This is a genomic window from Pseudomonas sp. ZS1P83 (assembly GCF_054897825.1).
The window spans coordinates 3,407,547-3,430,189 of the sequence record NZ_CM142706.1 but is presented as its reverse complement, the minus strand read 5'-3'; the positions used below and the strand labels follow the sequence as shown (position 1 = coordinate 3,430,189).

Genomic DNA, 22,643 nt, shown 5'->3' with positions numbered 1-22,643 from the left:
CGTTAGGCTCCCATGAAAGTAGGTTGGGTGACGGGAGCCGCCAGGACGGCCGGCAGGTTGTTACGCGGCCCGGTGGTCAGGCCTAGGTAGAACGCAATGAAACCGAACAGCAGTGGTACTGCACTCAGGTCCCTGATCCACCAGTAGGTTAGCGAGGCGCGCACGGAATCCATCCACGGCGCAGGGCTTTCCCACAGGTGCGCTTGCACCAGGCCACCTGCGGTCAGGGTGATGAACATCACCAGCAGGCCAGTGGTGATCAGCCAGTAAGCCCAGTTCATAGCCGCATTGTTGTAGCGGGCGTTCGGCATCCGTTGCCAGGCATGGGCGATACCGCCGGCCGCTACGAAGGTGGCGAAGCCGAGCATCGCCAGGTGGGAGTGACCGATCACCCAGTCGGAGAAGTGGGTGAGTTTGTTCACCGGCATCAAGGCCTGGAAAGCGCCTTGCAGGCTGACGATCAGGTACAGGACGATGCCGGTCCAGACGAACCTGAGCGGAACGTCACTCGCCACTTTCGATGACTGCCCGCGTAGTGACATCAGTTGGTTAAACACCACCAGGATCACATCCATGCCCAAGTACACCGAGGCGATGATCGCCGCCTTCTGCGCGTCCATTGGAATGGCCGAGTAGACGTAATGGTGCGTGCCATTGAGGGGATAGAAGAAGAACAGGAACCAGAAGCCGATCATCGACAGGAAGTGGCTGTAGATAGGCCGGTTGGTGGCGGCCGGGATGATGTAATACGAAATCGCCAACACGAACGGCGTGACGAACAGCCCGACCGCATCGTGAATCCACAGCCCGCTGAACGCCGCGCCTTGCGCCCCCGGTACGAAGACCGGAACAAAGTTACCCACGGGGTAGGCTAGCAAACTGAAAACGGCGCCGCCGATGAGGTACCAAGCTGAAATGTACAAGCCACCCTGTTGGCGTTTGAGCAGAAACGGTCCGGCGAACTGGGCGCAGACCAGCAGCAGGCCCACCACTACCAGCACGTCGATGATCATCGGAAACTCAGCCCACTCGATCGACTGGATGGCCAGCCATGGGTTGTCCAGGCCGAGAGAAACTAGCAGCCAGCCGGGCAGCAGCACGCCCAGGTTCCAGAGATAGAAAATTGCCCAACCTAGCTTGCGGTTGAGCACCGGACGATCCGCCAGGCGCGGTACCATGTGATAGCAGCAGGCGAGAAACGCATTGCCCAGCCAGCCGAAGAAGATACCTTGGGTGTGATCGTAGCGAAGACGGCCCCAGGTCATCGACGCGTGGCTGCCCAGCAGATCGGGCATGGTCAGTTTCAACGCGACCAGCAGCCCGGCCACGGCAGACAGGAACAGGGTGATGACCGCCGCGAGGGCATGGGCCTTGACTAGGTCGTAGTCGATACGCGCAAGGGGGGCGAGTTGCTCAACGGCGTGAGGGGATGGCGCTGTACCAGCGACCGGGTTATTCATGGGTCAATTCCTTTATTGCAGGCGAGGTGGAGCTCTTGAGTACCCAGGCGGCAGTCCCGGTGGCCTCCTCATCACTGAGCGGAATGTTCGCGGGGCCTGCGGCGTACCCGTCCCAGCCGGGGCGGGGGTGGGTGATGGCGGTGACCATCAATGCCAGCGCATCGGCATTGAGTGGCTGCGCGCCTATGACCGATTTGTAGCGATCGAGAACGGCGGTCCAGGAAGGCGCGACGAGGCGCTGTGTCGAGTCGTGACAGCCTGCGCAGCGCTGCTGGATCACTGCGGCGCCGACACCGATCAGGACCGCGGCTTGTTCGGTGTCGACCACCGCGGTTATTTCCGCGGGTGGCGCGTCGCCACGCCGGGTGATGTCCGCAGTCGCCTGGGTACGAATGACCGTCCAGCTGATCAGGGTTCCCAGCGCCAGCACGCCAATCGTCATGCTGAGTGCGGCTCGGGAAACACCATGGCCGGACGTGTTAGGGGTGGGGTCGCTCATGGTGTTTCCTTGCCATTGAAGAACATCAGGTAATCAACGATCGGTTCCACGGCCGCATCGGGAATGGGCGCACCGTATTCGTTTCGCATCTTGGCCACCTCAGCCGCCCAGGTAGCCCGTGGGAAAGGCGGTTGGTGGGTGATGAAGCGTGGTGAGTGACACATCGTGCAGAACCCCATGAACTGATTGCGCCCAGGGCCGTCCGGCAGGTAGGGCTCGTCAGAGGGCACAGTGATCGTGTGCACGGGAGGGGCGAAATCGATCTTTGGTGCGTCATTCGCCCAGGCACTCGATGTCGCGAGCACAAGGGCGCAGAGCAAGTGCGTCGAACGCAGATAACTGTTCATTTCATATCACCATGCCAGTGGTTTGCTCGATGACCCGGCGGGCCAGGCCACCACGGTTCCACTGGCTCGTCAGTTGCCCTTCGCCGGCGCGGTTGGTGGCCCGCACCTTGAGCGCGTAGCGGCCTTTTTGGGTGGGGGTCCAGATGAAGCGCCAGCGCCGCCAGGAGTACCGGCCGATCTCCGGATCGAGTTTCGCGTCGGTCCAGGTGCGGCCCCCGTCGAGTGAAACCTCGACCCGCGCGATACCGTCGCCGCCGTCGTTGGCCAGGCCCTCGAGCATGTAGGGGTGATTGACCAGCAGCGCCTCTTCAGGCTCTGGCCGCACGAAGATCGAATGGGTCGCGAAGCGGTTGATGGGAACCGTCCTCGCGGCCAGCTTGCCGGGCTCTTCACTGATCTCGGGGTTGTCGGGAATACGATAGGCTTCGTCCATCCAGATATTGCTGAGCCGCTTGTCCAGCACCTCGATATGCGCCAGGGACTTGATCCAGTAGGTGGCGTACCAGCCTGGCACCACCAAACGCAGCGGGAAGCCATTGAGCATGGGCAGCGCCGCCCCGTTCATCGCGTAGGCGACCATGACGTCGCCGGCATTGGCGTGATCGAACTTCAGCGACTTGACGATCTTCGGCAGACCGGGCATCGGCGACTCGTCCAGGCCCGAGAAGGCCACCTCGACCGCACCGGCCCTAGCCCCTGCACGGTCGAGGAGATCTTTGAGGCGAACCCCGGTCCACTGGGCGTTGCCCATGCCGCCGAACTGCCACTGCAAACCGGCCGGCGTGGGGCCGGAGAAAAGACTGCGGGCATTGCCCGAGCACTGGTTCATGGCGACTAGGGTCACTGGCTCGAAATCGTTGACCAGGTCCTGTAGCGAAAAAGACTGAGGTCTGGCGACCTGGCCATCTAGGCGCAGACGGAAGGTCCGGGTATCGACATGGGTCGGGTAACCGGAAAGGTGCCAGCGCACGAAAAACGCTTCGTTGGGCGTCAGGTCCTGACGGAAATAATGCAACGGGGTTTCCAGTTGCGGCGGGCGGTCGGCAAGCTGAATGAGGCTGGTTTTTTCTGACAGACGCACCAGGCGCCGGTCGGGCCGGGTCGTTTCGTTCAGCCCGGTCGGGGTCAGGTCGTTCCCCGCGAACGAGGGGCGGGGCAACAAACTCGCCAGGCTCGCGGTGGAAGCCAAGCCCAGCAGCCGACGACGATTGAGTTTCCAGAAATCTTCATTACCGTTCATTTTTCATCACCTGGTTGTGAAATATCTGCTTGCCCCGCAAGAGGCTTGCTCGGAAGCAATTCATCGGGTGTGCACACCAATCGATGCCGTTCGTAGTTCAGATCTGGGTTGATCGCGGGCAGCGAATATGAGGCCGAGCACTGCTGGTGGCTCCACCTGATCGATAAGGTGTCCTGATCCTTCTCGACCAGCGCTAGCGCCTTGCCATTGGGGTCGGAAATGGCCAGTTGTTTGCCGCTCGCGTCTTCCACTGACGCGCCGAAGGGGATGAGGTTGTTCTGGGCATCGAACAGTTCGAACTCGACCCGGCGCCCGGTTTTGCTGCTGTAGCGGGCGAGGGCGATGGCGCCGCGACGGGGTACCAGTTGCTGGGTGGCATTGTCGATTTCGATATTGCCACCCAGTTCGCGGGTGTCCAGGCTGACCCAGTTGACGCGGTAGGGTTGCGCGTTGGGGATCACCGCATAGCCGTTGCGCCCGGTTTCAACACCGCTGTAGCTGCTGATCCGGACCCCGCTGACACCCGGAACCTGTGCCAGAGCAAAGGTTTCACCGACCGACTGACCGAGGTTGATACCGCCTGCGTGTGCGACCACGGAGCCGGCGACGTTCACGTTCTGCGAGTCGTAGCCGTGCCCCTGGCTGTAGCCCAGGTTGATATCCGCGACAGCGGTCCGGAAGTTGAGGTTGGCCGAACCCGAGTTGCCGCTGCTGCCGTTGCCGCCCTGTATGGAATACGAGGTGTCGCTGGTGGGCGAAACGTAGCCGTTGATGCCCACCTGGGTGCTGTCGCTGCCTTTCTGCGTGGTAGTGGTGACAAACGCGCGGGGCGCCCGTGATTGACTCCCGAGCGGGAATGACAGTGACAGGTTGAACTGGGTATCCCTGCTCGGCATTCCGCTGAAGCTGAAATCCTCGGTTCGGGTGACATCGAGGCTGTAACTGACATCGCCCCAACTGTTGCCATAGCCGGCGGAAAAACTCCGGTTACCGCCATGACCCCAGTAGCGTTGGTCGCTCGCGTTAACGTAAAGGCTGCCCCATTCGCGGTCGCGACCCAGGCTCTGGTTGATAGTCAAGTCGGTCCGAGTCTTGGCGTTGCCTGTGCGTTTGACCACACCTTCGCTGAGGTCCTGAACGTGATCGGTCAGGGTGCGGTAGCCCTCGGTGGAATAACGGTGGGCCGCCAGGGTGAAACTGGTGTCGGTGCCACTGAATGTCTTGGCATAAAGGGCCCGCACGCTGTCGCCCTGGGTCGTTTGCCCTTGGACCTGGCTTGAGGAGTGGGTCAGGTCGAGCGACACCGCGCCTATCAAGGTATTGCGTCCGAACCCCACGGCCATTGCCTTGTAGTCGTCGCTGGTTTGCAGGCCGAGGATGCCGGTCAGGTTGCTGCCCAGGCCGTAGGCCAGCGTGGCGCTGACCATTTTGGGTTCGGCCATGCCGTCGGTGTTGCTGCGGTAGCGGCCAGCGGAGAGGCTGTATTTCATTTGGCCTTCACGCACCATGATAGGCAGGCTGGAAAACGCCTGCTGGCTCACCCGGCGGCGCCCATCGGCTTCGATGATGGTGATCTCTAGGTCACCGTTGGAGCCGCTGGGGTAGATGTCGCTGATTTCGAACGGGCCAGGCGGCACGTTGGTGGTGTAGAGAATGTAGTCGTTCTGACGAATTTCCACTGTCGCGTTGGACTGCGCCACGCCGCGAATGATGGGGGCATAGCCACGTTCGCTATCGGCCCACATACCTTCGTCGGACGCCAGTTTCAGGCCGCGGTAGCGCACGCTATCGAACAGGTCGCTGTCGGTGAAAATATCGCCGGCGCTGAACTGTCCCTTGAGCGGGGTGACGTCGTGCTGCAGGTAGCTGCGGTTGCTGCTGAAGGTACTCGGCCGACCGGTGCCGTTGCTGAAGTTGGATTCATTGCGCAAACGCCAGGCCCCCAGGTTAATGCCGTTGCGCAGACCCAGGTTATTGGTTAGGCGGGTGTCGCCCTGACTGGCGCTACGACTGTCGTTGAGCTGATAGTTGATGAACGCCCCCGATACGCCATCGTCCCAGAGCTGCGGATCCACGTAGCCACGCATGCCGCGTTGCATCGCCATTTGCGGCACGCTCGCCATCAGGCGCAGGCGGCTGGTGTCGTAGCGCAGGCTGGACTGCTCGATCAGAGACGGCAGGTCGTAGCACGCCTGGGGCGCCGTGGGGTCGAGCTTGCCCTGCGCTTGCAGTTTGCCCATGTCGATACCCAGTTGCGTGAGCAACTCGAGGCTCAGACAGGGTTCGACTCGCCCCGTGCCCGGATTGCGATTGAAGGTAATGTCGCGGCGCCCAATCAGGACTTCGTTGCTATACAGATCAACCCGGTAAGTGCCCGGCAGAACACTGTTTTCAGCCAGCAGAAGTTGCAAGTCCACATCGGCTTGCGCGCCTTGCAGGAAGCTGGTGTTGAACGCGAACAGTTGCGGGTGGTCGGGGGATTCGGATGCCAGCGAGAAACTTGATGGTGCAGCGAAGATGGCCATATACAGTGCATTCAATCGCAGTAATTTGGCACCACGAAGAGATAGACGCGGACGCGCCTCTTTTGCAGGGCCTGGAGCCTGCCTGTTATTGAAAGTGAACGACATGCAAAGGCCTTTATCATGATCGCTCGACTAGAAGTGCCACTGGCATTAGTCAAGTTTCTGGTTTGGCGTCAGGGTGCTGGTTTTGTCTGGGCGGATTTTTCGCTGCTATTACTTGAGCGATCGACTGTTAGTTGGTGTTGGTTTTGCGCGCCGTAATCATTGATGCTGTTGAACGTCAGCTGCGCCGAAGGGTTGCCGTTGAACTTGTGAACCCTGAATGTTTTTGTTTCACCCGGTGCGATCATGGTCGAGTCGGCCGCGAGTTCTTTCTGCCCGCCGGTCTCAAGCGTTATATCGCCCATCGATACGTAAAACAGGCTGGGGTTTTTGACCGTCAATACACCGCCGGCAGCGCCTTGGGACAACGTCCACAGCAGTTGCGAAGGGGCCTTCAGGGGGTCGCCCGGCAAGTGCGCGGGGCGGAAAAAAATCTTGATGCGCTGACGCACGGCCAACTGCAAGGTATTGGCCGTAGTACTCGACTGCGGGATCTCCTGGACATTCAGCCAGACCACTGACTCCTTGTCGGTGGGCATACCTTTGCCTTCATACAGAATGCGCAGCAGTTGCTGTTCACTGGGCAGGACTTTGGCCAGAGGGGGGGTGACGGCAAACGGGGCGGTTTGTGCAGTGTCTTCGCCACTGTCGATCCAGGACTGAACCAGTACCTCCTGTTTTCCATTGCGCACCGTGATATTGGCTTCCTTGTGGGCCCCGTCAAAAACGACCCGCGTACCGCTCAGGGAAATGCTGGCGGTAGCCTGGGCAGCCAGCAGCATGCCCAGTAACCCTAGGCAAGCGGAAATAGAACGACGCAACATGCGAATACCCTTGAATAAAACCTGAGAGCAAGGCCCGAAAGCCTTGCGCGTAATGGATCCTGCGAAGACTTATTCGTATTCGAGGATAAATGGCAGGGTCGCGTCGCCACGACCGGCTGTGGCGCTGCCTTCGGTACCCGTGGTGACGTAGGCTGCAGAGAAGTTGAGGGTGGTTTCACCGCCTTTGCCAACGCCGTGTATTTCGCCTTGAAGCTTGGCGGTGGACTTGGAACTCAGGTCGATGAGGGCTCCCTTGCTGTCGAGCAAGGCGATACCGACGTTGGTGGCGGAGCCGTTGCCGCTGTTCAGCGCCAAGACTTTCTTGCCGGGCACCAGGCCAGAACCGCCGCTGTTGGCGTCGAAGATCATGGAGACTTTGGTGCCAGTGTTGCAGTTGACGTTCAGGTTGAAATCCTGACCGCTGATACGACCCGAAGCTGGATTTTCGGCGGTGCCCATGTCTTTGATCGCGACGTTGCCCATGTCCATGGCAATCACGCGGTCATTATTGGAGCCGTCAATGCTGCAAGCGTCATTGTTGATGGTGCCGGTGAAGCTGATCTTGCCACTGCCGCCCTGAACGGGAACGGGTGGTTTCGGTGGGTCTTCAGCGAATGCATAGCTGGTGGAGGCGATCATCGCCAGTGCGAGAAAGGTTGCAGATATCTTTTGCATGGTATTGCCCGTTGTTGATTTAATAAAAGGTCCTACATGTAACGCAAGCCACAATAATCAGGCTGGCGTAACATTGACATCAGACGATTCTTATAAAATTCGGCGGGCGTACCAGTGCGGTATTAGTTGAAAATGCCGCGGTCTAGGCAGTAGATCAGCAAGTCCTGATCGCTGGTCACTTCAAGTTTGTGCATGGCGGAAACCTTTTGTGAGCTGATGGTTTTGACACTTCTGTTCTGGCGGCGGGCGATATCACTGACACTGACGCCGGCGACGAAAAGACGAAGGATTTCAAGTTCCTTGAGCGACAGACTTTGCAAACGCACATCTAGGCCAGTGCTCGTATCCAGGACCGAATGTTTCACAACATCTCGATGTTGGTAGGGCTTTCCCTGCGCTACAGCATTAAGTGCGCGTTCTATTTCCGTATGCAATTGGTTCTTGCGAATAACCCCGATAACACCCAGTTCATACAGGCGAGTAAGAATCAGCGAGTTGGAGATCATTGTCAGTATCAGCACTTTGACCGCAGGGTAATGACGTTTGAGATAGTCGACCAGTTTGAGCCCATCGCCGTATGGCGAATCGGCGGGCATGTTGTAATCGGATACAACGAGGTCTACCGGTTGCCTTGCCAGCAGTTCGACCAGGCCTTTGGAGCACACTGCCTCGCCGACGATGCAAAAGCGTGGATCGCGCGCGACCAGCTCCCGTACGCCCAGCAGCACAATGGGATGATCGTCGGCGATGATGACCTTGAATTTCTGCATAAGAAAAGTCCTTCGTACCGGGATGCAAGATGGATTTGCCTGAGGGTCTGTTGATTCTATGTCAGGGCCCTCAGAATTGCCGACATCCTGTCCATGACCTCTTGCACCTTCAGTGCCAGCCTTGGATTCAGCCCCGTGCGGGCCAGCTCCGTCTCCAATAGTATGCAATGGTCGGCGAGGTCGATCGCTTGCACAGCGCCCAGGGCGCCGGCAATGCTGTGCAAGCGTTCGCCGAGGATTTTTCCGTCGTTTCGTTCAAGGGCGTCTTCGATCCGTTGCAGGTCCTCCTGCATAGTGCTGATGAACAGCGGCTTCATCACAGGTGACAGGCAGATGCTGCCGGCAAGGCCTGGCATGGCCGCAGGCTTTGGACTTTCGGAAGGGATAGGCGCGGGCTCGCCGTGTAGCGGTGGATTACACAGCTTGATTATTTGCGCACGCAGGGTTTGCAGGCTCAAGGGCTTCACCAGCCAGGCATTCATCCCGGCGGCGATACAGCGCCGGCCTTCTTCGCGCATGGCGTTCGCCGTGACGCCGATGATCGGCAGCCGAGCGTCGTGTTCGCGCAGGGCCATGGCCAGTTCATAACCGTTCATGACTGGCATGTTGACGTCGGTCAGCACCAGGTCGAACTCCGCGGGTTGCCACAGGTGCAAGGCCAGTTCCCCGTTGGCGGCCACCACCACGCTGCAGCCCAGCGCCTCCAGTTGCTCCTTGAGTATGGCCTGGTTGATCGGGTTGTCTTCGGCTATCAGGATGTGTAGGTTCAGCGCCGAGCTGCGTGGAGGCATGGGCGTGCTGACAGCTTCCGGTTGGGCCGAGCGCGCTTGTAGGATGGCCTGGGTGATGGCCCGTATGTCATGGATGTCCACCTCCCAGCCACCCTGGACAGGCTGGGCCGGGTTGGGGCCACCGCTGGTGCAACGGATCTGCGGTCCATCCCAGTGCGGCGCGCGCTCGGCGGGTAGCACATCCACCAGCAAGGTATCGGCCCGCAGGTGCTCCATCTGTAGCGTCGCCAGAGTCGCCGGGATACCCAAGCGGTTGAGCCAATTGCAGTGACTTTGCGCCAATTCCAGTATCGGCGCGCGAACCTGAATGGGTGCCAGTGACGGATCGATGGCCTTTCTGTCGGCGGCGCCCGACGGCAAGATGGGCAAGGTAATGCGCAGGGAAAAACTGCTGCCCAGCCCCGACTCGCTGACCACGCTCAACTGCCCGCCCATCATTTCGCTGAGCCACCCGCAGATTGGTAACCCAAGGCCTGCGCCACCTTCGCTGGAGGCCTCCCGGACCTGGTAGAACAGTTCGAACAGACGGGCCTGTTCGGCCTGATCGATGCCAATGCCGGTGTCGGTCACCTGCCACTCCAGGCTGACTTCGTGGGCGCTTGTCGCCAGCACCCGGGTACGCAGCACCACCCGACCCGCATCGGTGAACTTGATGGCATTACTCAGCAGGTTGTTGAGGATCTGGCGGATCCGCAGCGGATCCCCCATCAGCCGGCCGGGCAGGATGACATCGGTGCAGCCATACAGTTGCAGCCCCTTGCGCTGTGCGAAGGCTGCGTAGGTACGCAGGGTGTCCTCGATCATTTCAAGGGGCGCGAACTCCACGGGTTCGATGGTCAGTTGGCCGGATTCGATCTTCGACACATCGAGCACATCGCTGATCAACTGGAACAGGGTGGCTGAGGAGCGCTGGATCGTCTGCAGGTAAGATTGCTGGCGTGGCGTCAGTTGGGTCAGCCCGAGCAGTTCCAGGGTACCGAGCACACCGTACAACGGCGTGCGAATCTCGTGGCTCATGGTTGCCAGAAACAGGGTTTTGGCTTCGTTGGCCGCGTCGGCGGCCCGCATGGCCTGTTCCAGGGCGTGGGCATCCTCGACGTGGCGCGTGACGTCGTTGAACGCATACAGGCGCACATCCTCGCCCTGGTAGCGAGTCGAGACGAAATTCACTTCCAGATAACGCCCGTCGATCTCCAGCGGGAGTTCGGTAGTGCTGTCGCTGTCGCTGTCGTGCCGGGCATCGAGGGCATTGACCAGTCGGGCGGTGCTTTGCCATTGCCGGGCGCGCTGGTTTTCCATAAGTACCTGGTTGTTTTCTCGGCGTACGACGCACAGGCCGGTGGGCGCGGTGTCGATCACCGCGCGGCTGAACGCGATGCTCTCGGCGATACTTTCATGGGCCTGGCGCGCAGGCAGGATGACTTTTCTCCGGTACCAGCGGTTGGCCAGCCAGCTCAGGCTAAGAATGGCCAGGAAGGCAGCAGCCAGACCGATCAACGGCAAGAGCGCCGCGCGGAAGAAATGCGCGAAGCCGATGGTGTAGATGGCCGTCCAGCCCTGACCGCGGGAGTTGTCCAGCTTGAACACCAGCCCTTCGGCCCTGAGGTTGAAGCCATCGTGCAACGGCGACGCCGGATCGACGGCGCCGATCAGCACTTCTCCCGTGGGTTTCACTAGGGTGAAGCGGTCATAAATCGACCAGTCCATGACACGTTCGAAATCGTTGATCTGTGCCAGATCGAGAAGTAAGGCGAGGGTGACATGGGTACCAGCACCCTTGATAGTCAATTGCTCAGATTCGAGGTCGAGATTGACGTAGGCCAGCAAGCGGGCAGGGGTCGAGCCCCCCGGGTGCTCGACGTAGCTTTTCCAGTTGATGCTGGTGTTGGCCGGCTGCTCGCTCTCTAGCGGCCGACGAGCGAGCACCGTCTTGAACACGTCACTGAAGCGTTCGTGGGTACTCATCACTTTGCCGCGCCCGCGTCCGGCCGAAGGCACGGTGATGTCGTAGTTACCCTGGGGGTTGAACAGGAACACCTGCGGCGAGCGATAATACGAGCCTGCCCAGAAGGTGCTGTAGAAGTCTGCAAGGTTGGCGCCCAAACCGAGGATTCCGGGGGATTCCCCCGACGCGAAGGCGTTCGGCTCGAGCTTGACGCTGAACGGCATCGAAAAGGAAAACGCCTGGCCCTGATAGATGTTCGGCCCTTCTTCAGGCAAAGGGCTGAACACGCGCACCCGGTGGCTGCCGTTTCTGAGCAGGTCGCGCTGGACACTGTAGTGGGTCAGGGCTTCGAGAAATTCCTCTTGCTCCTGGACGTTTTCCATCAGGCGGGCGAAGTGCAGGCGCACCGTGCCCTGGGTTTCTTCAAGCAGGCGCTGTAGCGACCAGGCGCTGAGACCGACCAGCAATAAGGCCATCGCTACCAGCAGCGTCATGCCCTTGTTCAAGCGTGAAGAGCTGCGAGCAAGGTTTTCCAAACGGTCGTTGTTGTGCTTCATAAGAACGGCTCGTAGCGCTTTGATGGGTTGAAATCGGTGCCAACATCCTACTGCTGTTTGCGATTATAAGGCGTGGAGCCTCAGTTGAGATCAGTTGGCCAGTTTCGGACCAGCAGTTGCTCGAACTGATCCACGGGCAGTGCGCGAGAAATCAGAAACCCCTGAGCCTGGTTGCACCCTGTCTTGCGTAGCGCGTCGAGCTGGCCCGGTGTTTCCACCCCTTCGGCCACCACTGTGAGACCCAGCGTGCGGCCCAGGGCGATCAGGCTGTTCAGTGCCGAGGACATGCATTCGTTGTCCTGGCTGCCCTGGACCAGCGCCCGGTCAATCTTGAGTTCGCTGAAGGGGGCCGACACCAGGTTGAGGTAGGAACTGTACCCCTGGCCAAAGTCATCCTGAGCCAGGCCAAAGCCCTTCATGCGCAAGCGGCAGGCACCGGCGTAGTAGTTGCTGGGCTCTTGGGGCATGGAGGATTCCAGCAACTCGAAGCACAATTTGCCGGGCTCGCCCTGGTGGTGGAGAACGAACTCCAGCAGCCGATCCGCCAGGTCAGGGTTGTCGAGCAGGTGGGTGGGCAGGTTGATCGAGACTGGGATGTTGTAGCCTCGTTCGCGCCAGCGTGCCTGGGCAGTCATGGCCTGTTTCAATATTCGCCAGAGCAGGCGGTCTTCCAGTCCGCTGGATTCGAGGGCCGGTAGGAACGCGCCGGGCAACAATATTCCGTGTTTCGGGTGTGCCCAGCGCACCAGCGCTTCCGCTGCGACGATACGGTCATCCTGCACCGAGATCCTGGGCTGGAACCAGGTCTGGAAAGCGTGGGAATCCAACGCCTGAACGAGTGTCTGGCGGTCGAATGTTGCCTGCTCTCGGTGGGGACTTAGCTCTTTGTGCCTCACGGGCCGCAGTTGTTCGATCAGTGTGCGCAGGGTGGAGGCGGTCACGGGTTTGGAGATCAGCCCGACCACCTTGATGCCGAGGTTCTTCGCCACCAAGCTGGCCGCCGTCAGGATGCGCCGGGAAGCGACGCTCATGATCGCCAGATCCGGCTTGTAGCGAAGATTCTCCAGTTGCTGGATGAATTGCACGCCGTCCATACCGGGCATCAGCAGGTCGGTCAGCACCAGGTTGAACTCGCTCTGCTGCAGGCGCTCTAGGGCTTCATTGCCGTCTTTTGCGGTATGCAGGTTGTAGTCGCCCAGCTCCCTGAACAGATGGTGCAGGTACATGCGCTGGAACGGGTGATCTTCGACGATCAGGATGTTATAGGGCTTCACGACGGATTCCATGGTAGGGCGTCAGGCAGTTGTAGAGGGCTTGCAAGGTGAAGGGTTTGACCAGGCAGTGATTCATGCCAGCCGCCAGGCACCGCTCCTGTTCGCCGCGCATAGCGTTGGCCGTGGCGCCGATGATCGGCACCGACTTGTCGCGCCGACGTAGTGCCTTGACCAATCCGTAGCCGTTCAGGTCGGGCATGTTCACGTCGGTCAGGACGACATCGAACCGGCCTGGCTGCCAGCGCCGCAGCGCCTGCTCGCCATCAGCCGCCAATTCCACGCTGCAACCCAGCGCTTCGAGTTGGTCCTTGAGGATCATCTGATTGATGGGGTTGTCTTCGGCCACCAGCACCCGCAGGTCGAGTCGGCGCATCTCGCTATTGCGGATGCGAGCATCCTCCCGGATAACCCATAGCCCCTGAGCCTGGCTGACCGCCTCGTGCAGGGCGGTGAGGTTATTGAGGTTGACGTGCCACACGCTGTTCTCTGTCTGGTGTTCGCTGCGACCATCGGCACTGGCCAGGATCTGTGGGCCGTTCCACCCCTCCACTAGCCTGTGTTGCAATGTGCCGGGATGCAGTTCGAGCAAAACTTGGCCGTGGGGCATGCAGGTGTTCGGAGGTCGACCGATATGCGGCCGGGCGCCCCAACGATGCAGCCAGCCGGCAAGGGTTTCCGCCAGCTCGCGGATCGGCGAGACGAGGTAGATGGGTTCGGCCAGCAGATTGCGCGGCACCGTTGCGTAGCCGGTGCTGGAGGCGACCTCCAGCGGCAGGATGAGGCTGACACTCGTGCCCAGATCACGCTCACTGACCAGGTGGATCTGGCCGTGCATCAACTGGGTCAGGCGCTGGCAGATAGGCAGTCCCAAGCCGCTCCCGGCGATAGCATGATGGTTGCCTTCGGTTTGATAGAACGACTGGAAAACCAACGGCTGAGCTTCCTCGGCGATGCCCTTGCCCGTGTCGCAGACCTGCCACAGCAGGCTCGAACGCCCACCCTCGATGCGCTGAGCACGGGCCCGCAGCACCACGCGCCCGTAATCGGTGAACTTCAGCGCATTGCTAAGCAGGTTGTTGAGCACCTGACGGATTCGGCTCACATCGCCAATCAGCCGCTCCGGCAGGTGGGGATCGAGGCAGGCATAGAGTTGTAACCCTTTGCCGATGGCGGCGGCACTATAGGCATGAATGACGTCCTGGGCCAGTTCCAGCGGTGAGAACTCGCTCAACTCCAGGGTCAGTTGATCTGCTTCGATCTTCGAGACATCCAACACATCGCAGATCAGTTGCAAGAGAGTGGCACACGCCCCTTCGAGGGCCAGCAGGTAGTCGGTCTGCCGGGCGTCCAGCCGGGTTCGCGAAAGCAGCTCGAGGGTGCCCAGGACGCCATACAGCGGTGTACGGATCTCGTGGCTCATGGTGGCCAGAAATAAAGTCTTGGCCTCGTTGGCCGCATCGGCCGAACGGCGCGCTTCGATCAGCGTGGCCTCGACCTGCTTGCGCGTACTGATGTCGCTGAAGGCACAGAGCAGCGCGTCCTCGCCCTTGTACCGGGTGGTCGCACAGCTGATGCACAGGTGGCGGCCATCGACGGTTTCGATGTGATCGTCGCCCTCATCGTAGGGGGAGGCGAATGCCTGCCGAACCCAACCCGCACCCATCAGGTCACGCGCCGGCCCCGCACCGAGCCATTGCTGAGCTAGGTGGTTTTCCAGCACCACCTTGCCGTCACTGCGACGCAGCACGCACAGGGCGACCGGCGCGGTCTGGATCACATCGCGGCTGAACGCCTCGCTTTCCACCAGCGCCTGGATGCGTTGGATGGCCGGAATGATCAAGCGCTGTTCGAAGCGTCGGGTCAGCAGCAGGATCAGGGTCAGGCTGAGCAGGCAGAACAGAAGTGAACCGAGTAGTTGTTTCCACAAGCCATGCAGCACCGACGGCAGATCGATCGAGTACACGAGCTGCCAGTCCGAAGAGGTCAGGTTCTTGCGAATCACCAGGCGCTCGGGGAACAGGCCGCTGCCGATGAAGCCGAAGAAGCTGTCATGTTCTGCGCGACAGAGCTTCTGGTCCGGTGCCGGCGCCGCGCTGTTGCTGAAGACCCGCATGCCATCGGCCGTGAGCATCATGAAAGTGCCGGCACTCTGATCGCTGAGAGCGGTGGACACTTCGTGGCTGTCGATCTCCAGGCCGAGCCAGCCCGCTTGCGCGTCGTGCTCGTCGAGACGGGTGAACAGGTACAAGTGCGAGTGCTGCCCGGTCTGGCCGCTCAGCCACAGTTCGTTAACCGTCGTGGCGCGGGAATCGAGTTCCTTCAGTTGATCGAGGATGCCGGGCGGGATGACGGGTGCTTGGGTTGACGCGTTGTAGAGCCGGTTGATCTGTGGCTGTTCGCCTGTGTTTACGTAAAGCAGACTAACCTTCTTGTCATGCAGGTAATCTCCCAGGCGGCGGGTCAGCCAAAGATTCCAGGCATGGGCGGGGTCGCTGCCCAGAAGCAGGTGGGTTTCCTCGTCCCGTGGCGTCGGTGCTTGGGGTACGGTTTGCGCCGGTCTGCGAACCGCCGTGAGTCTCAGGCTTTCAAGCAGCGCCTGACGGTTGGTGAAAAAGGTATGGGCTTCGGCGATCGCACTGCTCATGTAGCCGCGTCGCTGGGAGAGGTCGCTGTTGAAAGTGAACAACAGAAAGTTGTACACACCACTCAGGATGCCGATCGACAGCACGATGGCAAATATCCGAAGCAGCCAGCGGGCGGCCTCGGGGGTGGATAACACCGGGTTGATCTGCAGCAGGTATCGTCGTAATCGCATCCGCCAATTCTAGGAGGCGGCCTGGCGAGGCGATATCGGACGATTCTTAAATCGCGGCCCAGGGTCAAAGGTAGTTCATGGTGAAGATGACTTCGGTATCTGCCGTACCCGGCCTAAGCGATTCGGAGGGCAGTCGATAGTAGCTGGCGCTCATGGGTATCTGGAAATTGCCGCCCTTGCTGTCGTAGTCCGTGAAGTTCTGGGCAGTGTTCAAAGGGATGGGGTTGCCGCTGCCGTCGCGCAGTTGCAGGGCCACGCCCTTTGCGGTCGAACTAGTGTTCAGGGAAACGATGCCTTGGGATGCATTGATCGGCGGGGTGGTTTCCTTGAGCGTGTAATTGACTTTCTTGATGATGCCAGCAGGGCAATTGTTCAGCGTTATGTTGAAATTAACAGGTTGTGTGGTATTACCGCTGGAACCGAAGTCACTAGGCGTATAATTTCCCATCTCTACAGCTATATTCGGTGTCTCACAAGAGGCAGCAACAATATTTATCGGGTTATTCAGATTGAAGTCCAACACCACCGCTTCGCCGAAAACATATTGTCCTAGTTTTCCAGGTTTAATAGTGCCCAAGGATGAAAGATTGCCGCGCTTGATAATTGTAAGCGTGAATACTTTAGCAGGGGCTACGTAGTCTCCCGCGTTCCTTAATTCGGCTACTCCCATATAAGCTATTTTAGCAGCAAGTCCACTAGTGCCGAGCGGAAATTCGTTACCACTTTGCGGTTGTTTGCCACGAGAAGGGTCGACCACATATCCCAAGAGCGAGTCGGTAGTGCATGTGAATTCAACATACCGAATTGATTGTTGCTCTGAGGTATAGATTATGGTGCCATCCGCCGTATCTCGTGGGATTGTCAAGCTTCCCGCCCCTGTAAAGTTTATATACTGTGTGCCTGGCGTCTTTACTCGACAAAGGGCATGTGCGCCCGAACTATGCCCAAGTAACACGGCAGCGATAAAAAGTGTTGGGGCTCGACAATCAATAGCGACTAAGTTTTTTTTAACTCTATTGATCAGTTTAGATTGTCGATCTAGAAATTTACCAATAAATGTGCAGCACATATAATAAGGTCCTGTAAAAGTTACGCAAGCCTGATTTAAAGGAAAGCCCTACGGCACGCGATTGCTAAAGTAGTGTTGATGGTTTCTTGAGTAGGTCTAGCATTTCATGATGAGAGTTAGCCCGATGGCAAATACCCGAAGCAGCCAGCGGGTGGCCTCGGGGGGGATAACACCGGGTTGATCTGCAGCAGGTATCGTCGTGCCCTTCGTTCGTCCTCCTCCTTTCCTGCCTCCTTCCTTCGCCTTACTCACCTTCTTGCCGAAGTTACTCGCGCACTTTCACCAGTTGACCAAGTGTGTCGAGCATCGCCTCATTGGAAGCCGTCATGCTCGGGCTGGTTACGTATTTGTCATTCGCCACGAAGCTTGGCACCTCGCGGATCTTGTAACGCATCGCCAGCCTGTCGCCTTCAGCGATCTTGCTTTTAACGGCAAATGAATTAACGGCTTGGTTCGCCAGCGTTCTGTCTGCACCGAGGTCAACGAAAAACTCAGTGATCGCATCATCGTTGTCCAATTTTACCCCGCGGCTTGCTAGTTCAAATAGCGCCTGGTGCGAGGCAGCCTTCAGGTTCAGCGCCTCACTGACATAGAATGCCTTGGCGTAGCCCGCCCATTGTTTGTTGCCGAAAGAAACAGGGATTTGTATGATCATAACGTCCTTACCAGCGTCCGACGCCCATTCGGCAACCGCCGGATCCAGTCGACGACAATGCCCGCAAACGTACGAAAAGAACTCGAGCACTTTTGGCGACTCGCTCACGCGTTCCTCTGTAACTTTGTAGTTCTTCCCGGCTTCCGGGGGAGTATTTGTATCTGCCATCGCCAGCGGCGCGAAAAACAATGCGGGTACAACTAGTGCGAGCCAGGTTTTTTTCATGGGACACCTTTTATATCGTGAATTGAAGTTTTCTTTCAGAGGAGTTTTTCGACCATTTTGGCGGTCACTGTCGTGTAGTCTCGAAGAATAAGGCAGGCGACGAGCGTGCCTATCAATATCCCCACAATACTTCCGAGAACAACACAGAAAACAACAGTTCTAAAAATACTCATGGTTCCTCTGTGAGTCTTTGCGGTTGAGAGGCGCAGGTGCCGAATAAATCATGTCGTTGACTCAGGCATTCAGTGAACAGGCCAACGCCGAGATCGCCACCAGGCCCACCGCCGTCACGAAGACGTTGGAAGCCTGACCACGATAACGCGCCATGGCCGGCACCTTGCGGATCGCGTACATCGGCATCAGGAACAGGATCGCGGCGATGATCGGGCCACCGAGGGTTTCAATCATGCCCAAAATGCTCGGGTTCAACGTGGCGACAATCCAGCAGACCACCAGCATGAAAGCTGCCGTCATGCGGTCCAGCGTCTTTGGCGCCGGGCGCTTGCCGCTCTTCACGATCAGACCTTTCAAGCCTTCGCTGGCACCGATGTAGTGGCCCAGGAACGACTTGGAAATGGCCACGAACGCAATCAACGGCGCCGCGAAGGCGATGGTCGGGTTGCTGAAGTGGTTGGCCAGGTACGACAGGATCGACAGGTTCTGCGCCTTGGCTTCCGCCAATTGCGCCGGCGACAGGGTCAGCACGCAGCTAAAGACGAAGAACAGCACCATCACTACCATCAAGGCGTGGGCGCGGGATAGGATCTGCGAGCTGCGTTCTTCGGCGTGCTCGCCGTAACGGCGCTTCTGATCGACCGCGAATGCCGAGATGATTGGCGAATGGTTGAACGAAAACACCATTACCGGAATCGCCAGCCACAGCGTGTGCAGCAGTGCCGATGGTTCTGGCAGCGTCGAAGCGGTGGCGAGGATGCCGCCGTCCCAGTGAGGAATCAGGAACACCGCGAGGAACAGCAGCGCAACAATGAACGGATAAACCATCAGGCTCATGGCCTTGACGATCACCTGCTCGCCGCATCGCACCACCGCCAGCAAGCCGAGGATCAACACGAACGACAGCACGGCGCGCGGTGGCGGCATGATGTGCAGTTGATGTTCGAGGAAACTGCCCACGGTATTGGTCAGGGCCACGCTGTAGATCAGCAAGATAGGGAAGATCGCGAAGAAGTACAGCAAGGTGATTAGCGCACCGGCCTTGAGGCCGAAATGCTCCTCCACTACTTCGGTGATGTCCGCGCCTTCGCGTCCGGACAACACGAAACGGGTCAGGCCACGGTGTGCGTAAAAAGTCATGGGGAACGCCAACACCGCCAGGATCAGCAACGGCCAGAAGCCGCCCAGGCCCACGTTGATGGGCAGGAACAGCGTTCCGGCGCCGACGGCCGTGCCGAACAGGCCAAGCATCCAGGTGGTGTCATGACGGTTCCAGCTTTTGAGATGGCTAGGTGCGCCCACATCAAAGGGGCTATCGGAAGTATTGGCCGGATCGTTCATCCCTCAGGGTCTCCGTAATGCAGTCAGGCGTTATCCGCCCGTAGTGTTCATGAAACGCACGAGTTGCACGGCGTCATCGAGTGCGAAGTGGTGGCGATACGGTTTGACGTTCATTGCGTCGATGATCGACTGCTCCAGTCGCCGGGTATCGCCCGGGTAGCGGCGAAGCACCTGCTTCAGGTCGACGGCGTGCTCATTGCCCAGGCACAGCAGCAACCGGCCTTCCACGGTGAGCCGAACGCGATTGCACGTTCCGCAGAAGTTATGGCTGTGGGGCGAGATGAACCCCAGGCGAATGTGCGGCGCTTCGGCCAGTCGCCAATAGCGTGACGGGCCTTGAGTCGATTCGGCTGAGCCGATGAGGGTGTAGCGCTCGGCAATCCGCTCGCGTACCTGCGCGCTGGAATAAAACGCTTCGACACGGCTGTGCTCGCTGATGATGCCCAGCGGCATTTCTTCGATGAAGGAAATATCCAGCCCCAGATCTATGGCGAAGGCCACTAGATCGTTGATCTCGTGATCGTTGCGTCCTTTCATCACCACGCAATTGAGTTTGGTGTGCTGAAAGCCTGCAAGCTTAGCGGCGTCGATACCCGCGATGACGTTTTTCAGATCGCCTTTGCGAGTCAGAGCCTTGAAGCGATCCGCATCCAAGCTGTCGAGGCTGATGTTTAGGCGCTTGACGCCAGCGTCGAATAATGGCCCCGCCAACTTTACCAGCTGTGATCCGTTGGTGGTCATGCACAGTTCGCGCAGGCCCGGCAGTGCTGCAAGGCGTTCGCACAGGCCGACGACACCTGGGCGAATCAGCGGCTCGCCACCGGTTATGCGGATTTTTCGGGTGCCCAGTGCGACAAAACGTTCTGCTACTCTATAAAGTTCTTCGAGTGTCATGACCTTCTGGCGCGGCAAGAACGTCATGTCCTCGGCCATGCAATAAACGCATCGGGCGTCGCATCGGTCGGTGACCGACAATCTGAGGTAGTCGATCTGACGAGAAAAATGGTCTATCAAAGTTCGTTTGGGCACTACCACCTCCAGTTGCCGCTCAGGCTCGTTAATAAGCGGGTCTGTTCACGTTTTGGAGTAGTGTGTCGTGCTGGTGTAGGCGGTTGAATCAGACGAATCTTAAATCGGGAGGTAGCATTCGAACTGGGCGGAGTGGATATCTTCCAGTTTTGTTTCCGCTAGAACAGTTCCGCGCACGGGGCAGCGAAGCGATCGCAATGGATGCTTGGATTTGTAAAGGTCACTATGCCCCCCGTACTTTCGGGCACCCAACCCCGCCCCGTATCTACCTCGCTTGTTTTCCATCTGTCGAAAATTCTAAGATTAAGCCGTCTGGAGACACCGCGCCCAGCTCCTCTGCAGCACACCAATTTCTTTGTAATCCTTCCAGAAGCGCTAAAGTGCGGCCATACCGCCAGTCAGTTGAACAGCACGAATCAGACCTGCATGCGCAGCCACGAGACGTTTGATTTTAAGCTCCAGAGCCTCTATCTCCACCGTTCGCCTGATTACTACCTCCGTTTGGACGCTTATTGGTGCATGCGCGACGCAAGTTTGTCGATCGAGGCGCAAAAAGTGCAACCCAAGGGCAAAACCGGGCGTGCCGATACAGCCCTGAATCTGATCAACAAGCTGTACGGTGTCGAGCGAGATTTAAAAGAAGCCGGCGATGAACATCGCCATGAAGGTCGACAGCAAAACAGCCTGCCGGTCCTGGCGCAGTTACACGCCTGGCTGGAGAAAACGCAAAACGCGCTGGGCAAAACCATCAGTTATCTGGCCAGCAACTGGGACAAGTTAGTCCGTTACACCGAAGCCGGTTTTTTGCCAATCGACAACAACGCGGCAGAGGTGCGACACGAAGTCGCTTACAGAAGTTGTTCCCCTTGGAGGGAACCACCCGTGTCACCGGGTGAATCTAGAAGGCTGAATCAAGAGCGCCTTTGACAATGTAACGAGGCACCGCAAGGTGCGGGGTATCAATCGCGAGAGGCGTACCCTTCTGGCAGCCATAGCCGGATGAGTACTAGGGAAACTCTGAAGAAGACTTCCAAATCTGGTGAAATACCCGCCTGACACGAACACGACGGTTGAGTCCCGATGAAACAGATGTCCTTCGCCGATGCCGAGTACGCCGGCAAACGTAAGCAGACCCGCCGCGAGCGCTTCCTGAACGAGATGGATCAGGTCGTGCCCTGGAAGGGCTTGGTTACTTTGATCGAGCCGCATTATCCAAAGGGCGAAGGGGGCCGTCCGGCGTATCCGTTGATGGCCATGTTGCGCGTTCATTTGATGCAGAACTGGTTCGGCTACAGCGATCCGGCGATGGAAGAATCACTGTATGAAACGACGATTCTGCGCCAGTTCGCGGGCTTGAATCTGGATCGGATTCCCGATGAAACCACGATCCTCAACTTCCGCCGCTTGTTGGAAAAACATGAGTTGGCAGGCGGGATTTTGCAGGTCATCAATGGCTATCTGGGCGACCGTGGCCTGCTGTTGCGTCACGGCACGGTGGTCGATGCGACGATCATTCACGCGCCGAGTTCGACCAAGAACAAGGACAGTAAACGCGATCCCGAAATGCACCAAACCAAGAAAGGGAATCAGTACTTTTTTGGTATGAAAGCGCACATCGGCGTCGATGCCGAATCCGGCTTGGTGCATAGCCTGGTGGGCACGGCGGCCAATGTGGCGGACGTGACGCAGGTCGATCAGTTGCTGCACGGTGAGGAAACTTACGTGTGTGGCGACGCCGGTTACACCGGCGTGGACAAACGTCCCGAGCATCAGGATCGCAAGATGATCTGGTCGATTGCCGCCCGACCAAGCAGCTATAAAAAGCACGCAAAAAAGAGTCTGATCGGGCGCATGCGACGCAAGATCGAATACGCGAAAGCGCAGGTGCGGGCCAAGGTTGAGCATCCGTTTCGCGTGATCAAGCGCCAGTTTGGTTATACGAAAGTGCGCTTTCGTGGTTTGTTTAAAAACATCGCGCAGCAGACAACGTTGTTCGCTTTGTCGAACTTGTGGATGGTGCGAAAACGGTTGATGGGTATGGGCGAGGTGCGTCCGTAATGCGGGCCAATTGCCCTGAAACAGTGCAATCAGAGGAAAGAACCGTGGATTAAGGACAAGAAAGGTCTGATTTTCGCCGACTTATGATTTTTTGAGCCTCAAGTAGTGAGGGTATCAAAAATCGGTGGGTACTTCAGACCTTCCCTAGATATTCGGTACGGTGAACACATGTGAACCTGCATAAAGATCGTTACGTTGAACGAGCGGAAATGGCTTTTACGCTCGAACCAAAAGGGTAACGGAGGTGGGAACTGCGTCTTTCTGCTAC

Annotated in this window: 16 protein-coding genes and 1 pseudogene; 2 read left to right on the top strand and 15 right to left on the bottom strand. The window is 58.6% G+C overall.

Translation table 11 applies throughout. The features are described 5' to 3' along the window. Window positions 1–2: 2 nt before the first annotated feature. From ACYZT0_RS16400 to moaA, 15 genes are all read right to left on the bottom strand, one after another. A complete protein-coding gene (locus ACYZT0_RS16400) occupies window positions 3–1,460 on the bottom strand; it encodes a cbb3-type cytochrome c oxidase subunit I (protein WP_462042132.1) in 1,458 nt (485 codons plus the stop codon). Then, on the bottom strand, window positions 1,453–1,959 hold the full coding sequence (locus ACYZT0_RS16395; protein ID WP_462042131.1) for a c-type cytochrome: 507 nt from the start codon (window positions 1,957–1,959) through the stop codon (window positions 1,453–1,455). The genes ACYZT0_RS16400 and ACYZT0_RS16395 overlap by 8 nt, the downstream gene beginning before the upstream one ends. Continuing rightward, window positions 1,956–2,306, bottom strand: coding sequence for a hypothetical protein (locus tag ACYZT0_RS16390; RefSeq protein ID WP_462042130.1), 351 nt, complete (start codon window positions 2,304–2,306; stop codon window positions 1,956–1,958). Before ACYZT0_RS16390 ends, ACYZT0_RS16395 begins: the two co-directional genes overlap by 4 nt. Before the next feature lies 1 nt (window position 2,307). Next, window positions 2,308–3,546 (bottom strand): molybdopterin-dependent oxidoreductase, encoded by a 1,239-nt coding sequence (locus ACYZT0_RS16385; RefSeq protein ID WP_462042129.1) that lies wholly within the window; start codon window positions 3,544–3,546, stop codon window positions 2,308–2,310. After that, window positions 3,543–6,071 carry a fimbria/pilus outer membrane usher protein gene (locus tag ACYZT0_RS16380; RefSeq protein WP_462042128.1) on the bottom strand — a complete coding sequence of 843 codons (2,529 nt, stop codon included), beginning with the start codon at window positions 6,069–6,071 and terminating at the stop codon, window positions 3,543–3,545. The genes ACYZT0_RS16385 and ACYZT0_RS16380 overlap by 4 nt, the downstream gene beginning before the upstream one ends. Window positions 6,072–6,244: 173 nt before the next feature. Further along, complete coding sequence (locus ACYZT0_RS16375) at window positions 6,245–6,997, bottom strand: fimbrial biogenesis chaperone (RefSeq protein ID WP_462042127.1); 753 nt, start codon at window positions 6,995–6,997, stop codon at window positions 6,245–6,247. 69 nt (window positions 6,998–7,066) lie between these two features. After that, window positions 7,067–7,672: a fimbrial protein gene (locus ACYZT0_RS16370; protein ID WP_462042126.1), complete on the bottom strand. Its 606-nt coding sequence runs from the start codon at window positions 7,670–7,672 to the stop codon at window positions 7,067–7,069. Between the two features lie 122 nt (window positions 7,673–7,794). Continuing rightward, window positions 7,795–8,442 carry a response regulator gene (locus ACYZT0_RS16365; RefSeq protein ID WP_462042125.1) on the bottom strand — a complete coding sequence of 216 codons (648 nt, stop codon included), beginning with the start codon at window positions 8,440–8,442 and terminating at the stop codon, window positions 7,795–7,797. A 56-nt stretch (window positions 8,443–8,498) separates the two neighbouring features. After that, a complete protein-coding gene (locus tag ACYZT0_RS16360; protein ID WP_462042124.1) occupies window positions 8,499–11,735 on the bottom strand; it encodes a hybrid sensor histidine kinase/response regulator in 3,237 nt (1,078 codons plus the stop codon). A gap of 80 nt (window positions 11,736–11,815) precedes the next feature. Then, window positions 11,816–13,009 carry a response regulator cyclic di-GMP phosphodiesterase PvrR gene (pvrR, locus tag ACYZT0_RS16355; protein ID WP_462042123.1) on the bottom strand — a complete coding sequence of 398 codons (1,194 nt, stop codon included), beginning with the start codon at window positions 13,007–13,009 and terminating at the stop codon, window positions 11,816–11,818. Continuing rightward, window positions 12,996–15,824 carry a response regulator gene (locus ACYZT0_RS16350; protein ID WP_462042122.1) on the bottom strand — a complete coding sequence of 943 codons (2,829 nt, stop codon included), beginning with the start codon at window positions 15,822–15,824 and terminating at the stop codon, window positions 12,996–12,998. Before ACYZT0_RS16350 ends, pvrR begins: the two co-directional genes overlap by 14 nt. A gap of 64 nt (window positions 15,825–15,888) precedes the next feature. Beyond that, complete coding sequence (locus ACYZT0_RS16345) at window positions 15,889–16,689, bottom strand: fimbrial protein (protein WP_462042121.1); 801 nt, start codon at window positions 16,687–16,689, stop codon at window positions 15,889–15,891. A gap of 469 nt (window positions 16,690–17,158) precedes the next feature. Next, window positions 17,159–17,773: a thiol:disulfide interchange protein DsbA/DsbL gene (locus ACYZT0_RS16340; RefSeq protein WP_462042120.1), complete on the bottom strand. Its 615-nt coding sequence runs from the start codon at window positions 17,771–17,773 to the stop codon at window positions 17,159–17,161. A gap of 234 nt (window positions 17,774–18,007) precedes the next feature. Beyond that, the gene (locus tag ACYZT0_RS16335) at window positions 18,008–19,288 is read right to left on the bottom strand and encodes a serine/threonine transporter (RefSeq protein ID WP_462042119.1); all 1,281 of its coding nucleotides are present in this window, start codon (window positions 19,286–19,288) and stop codon (window positions 18,008–18,010) included. A gap of 30 nt (window positions 19,289–19,318) precedes the next feature. After that, on the bottom strand, window positions 19,319–20,317 hold the full coding sequence (moaA, locus tag ACYZT0_RS16330; RefSeq protein ID WP_462042118.1) for a GTP 3',8-cyclase MoaA: 999 nt from the start codon (window positions 20,315–20,317) through the stop codon (window positions 19,319–19,321). 540 nt (window positions 20,318–20,857) lie between these two features. Here moaA and ACYZT0_RS16325 point away from each other — a divergent pair. Continuing rightward, window positions 20,858–21,148, top strand: a pseudogene (locus ACYZT0_RS16325) (IS66 family transposase); the annotation flags it as partial. A 249-nt stretch (window positions 21,149–21,397) separates the two neighbouring features. Beyond that, window positions 21,398–22,375, top strand: coding sequence for an IS5 family transposase (locus ACYZT0_RS16320; protein ID WP_462042090.1), 978 nt, complete (start codon window positions 21,398–21,400; stop codon window positions 22,373–22,375). The last annotated feature ends 268 nt before the right edge of the window (window positions 22,376–22,643 follow it).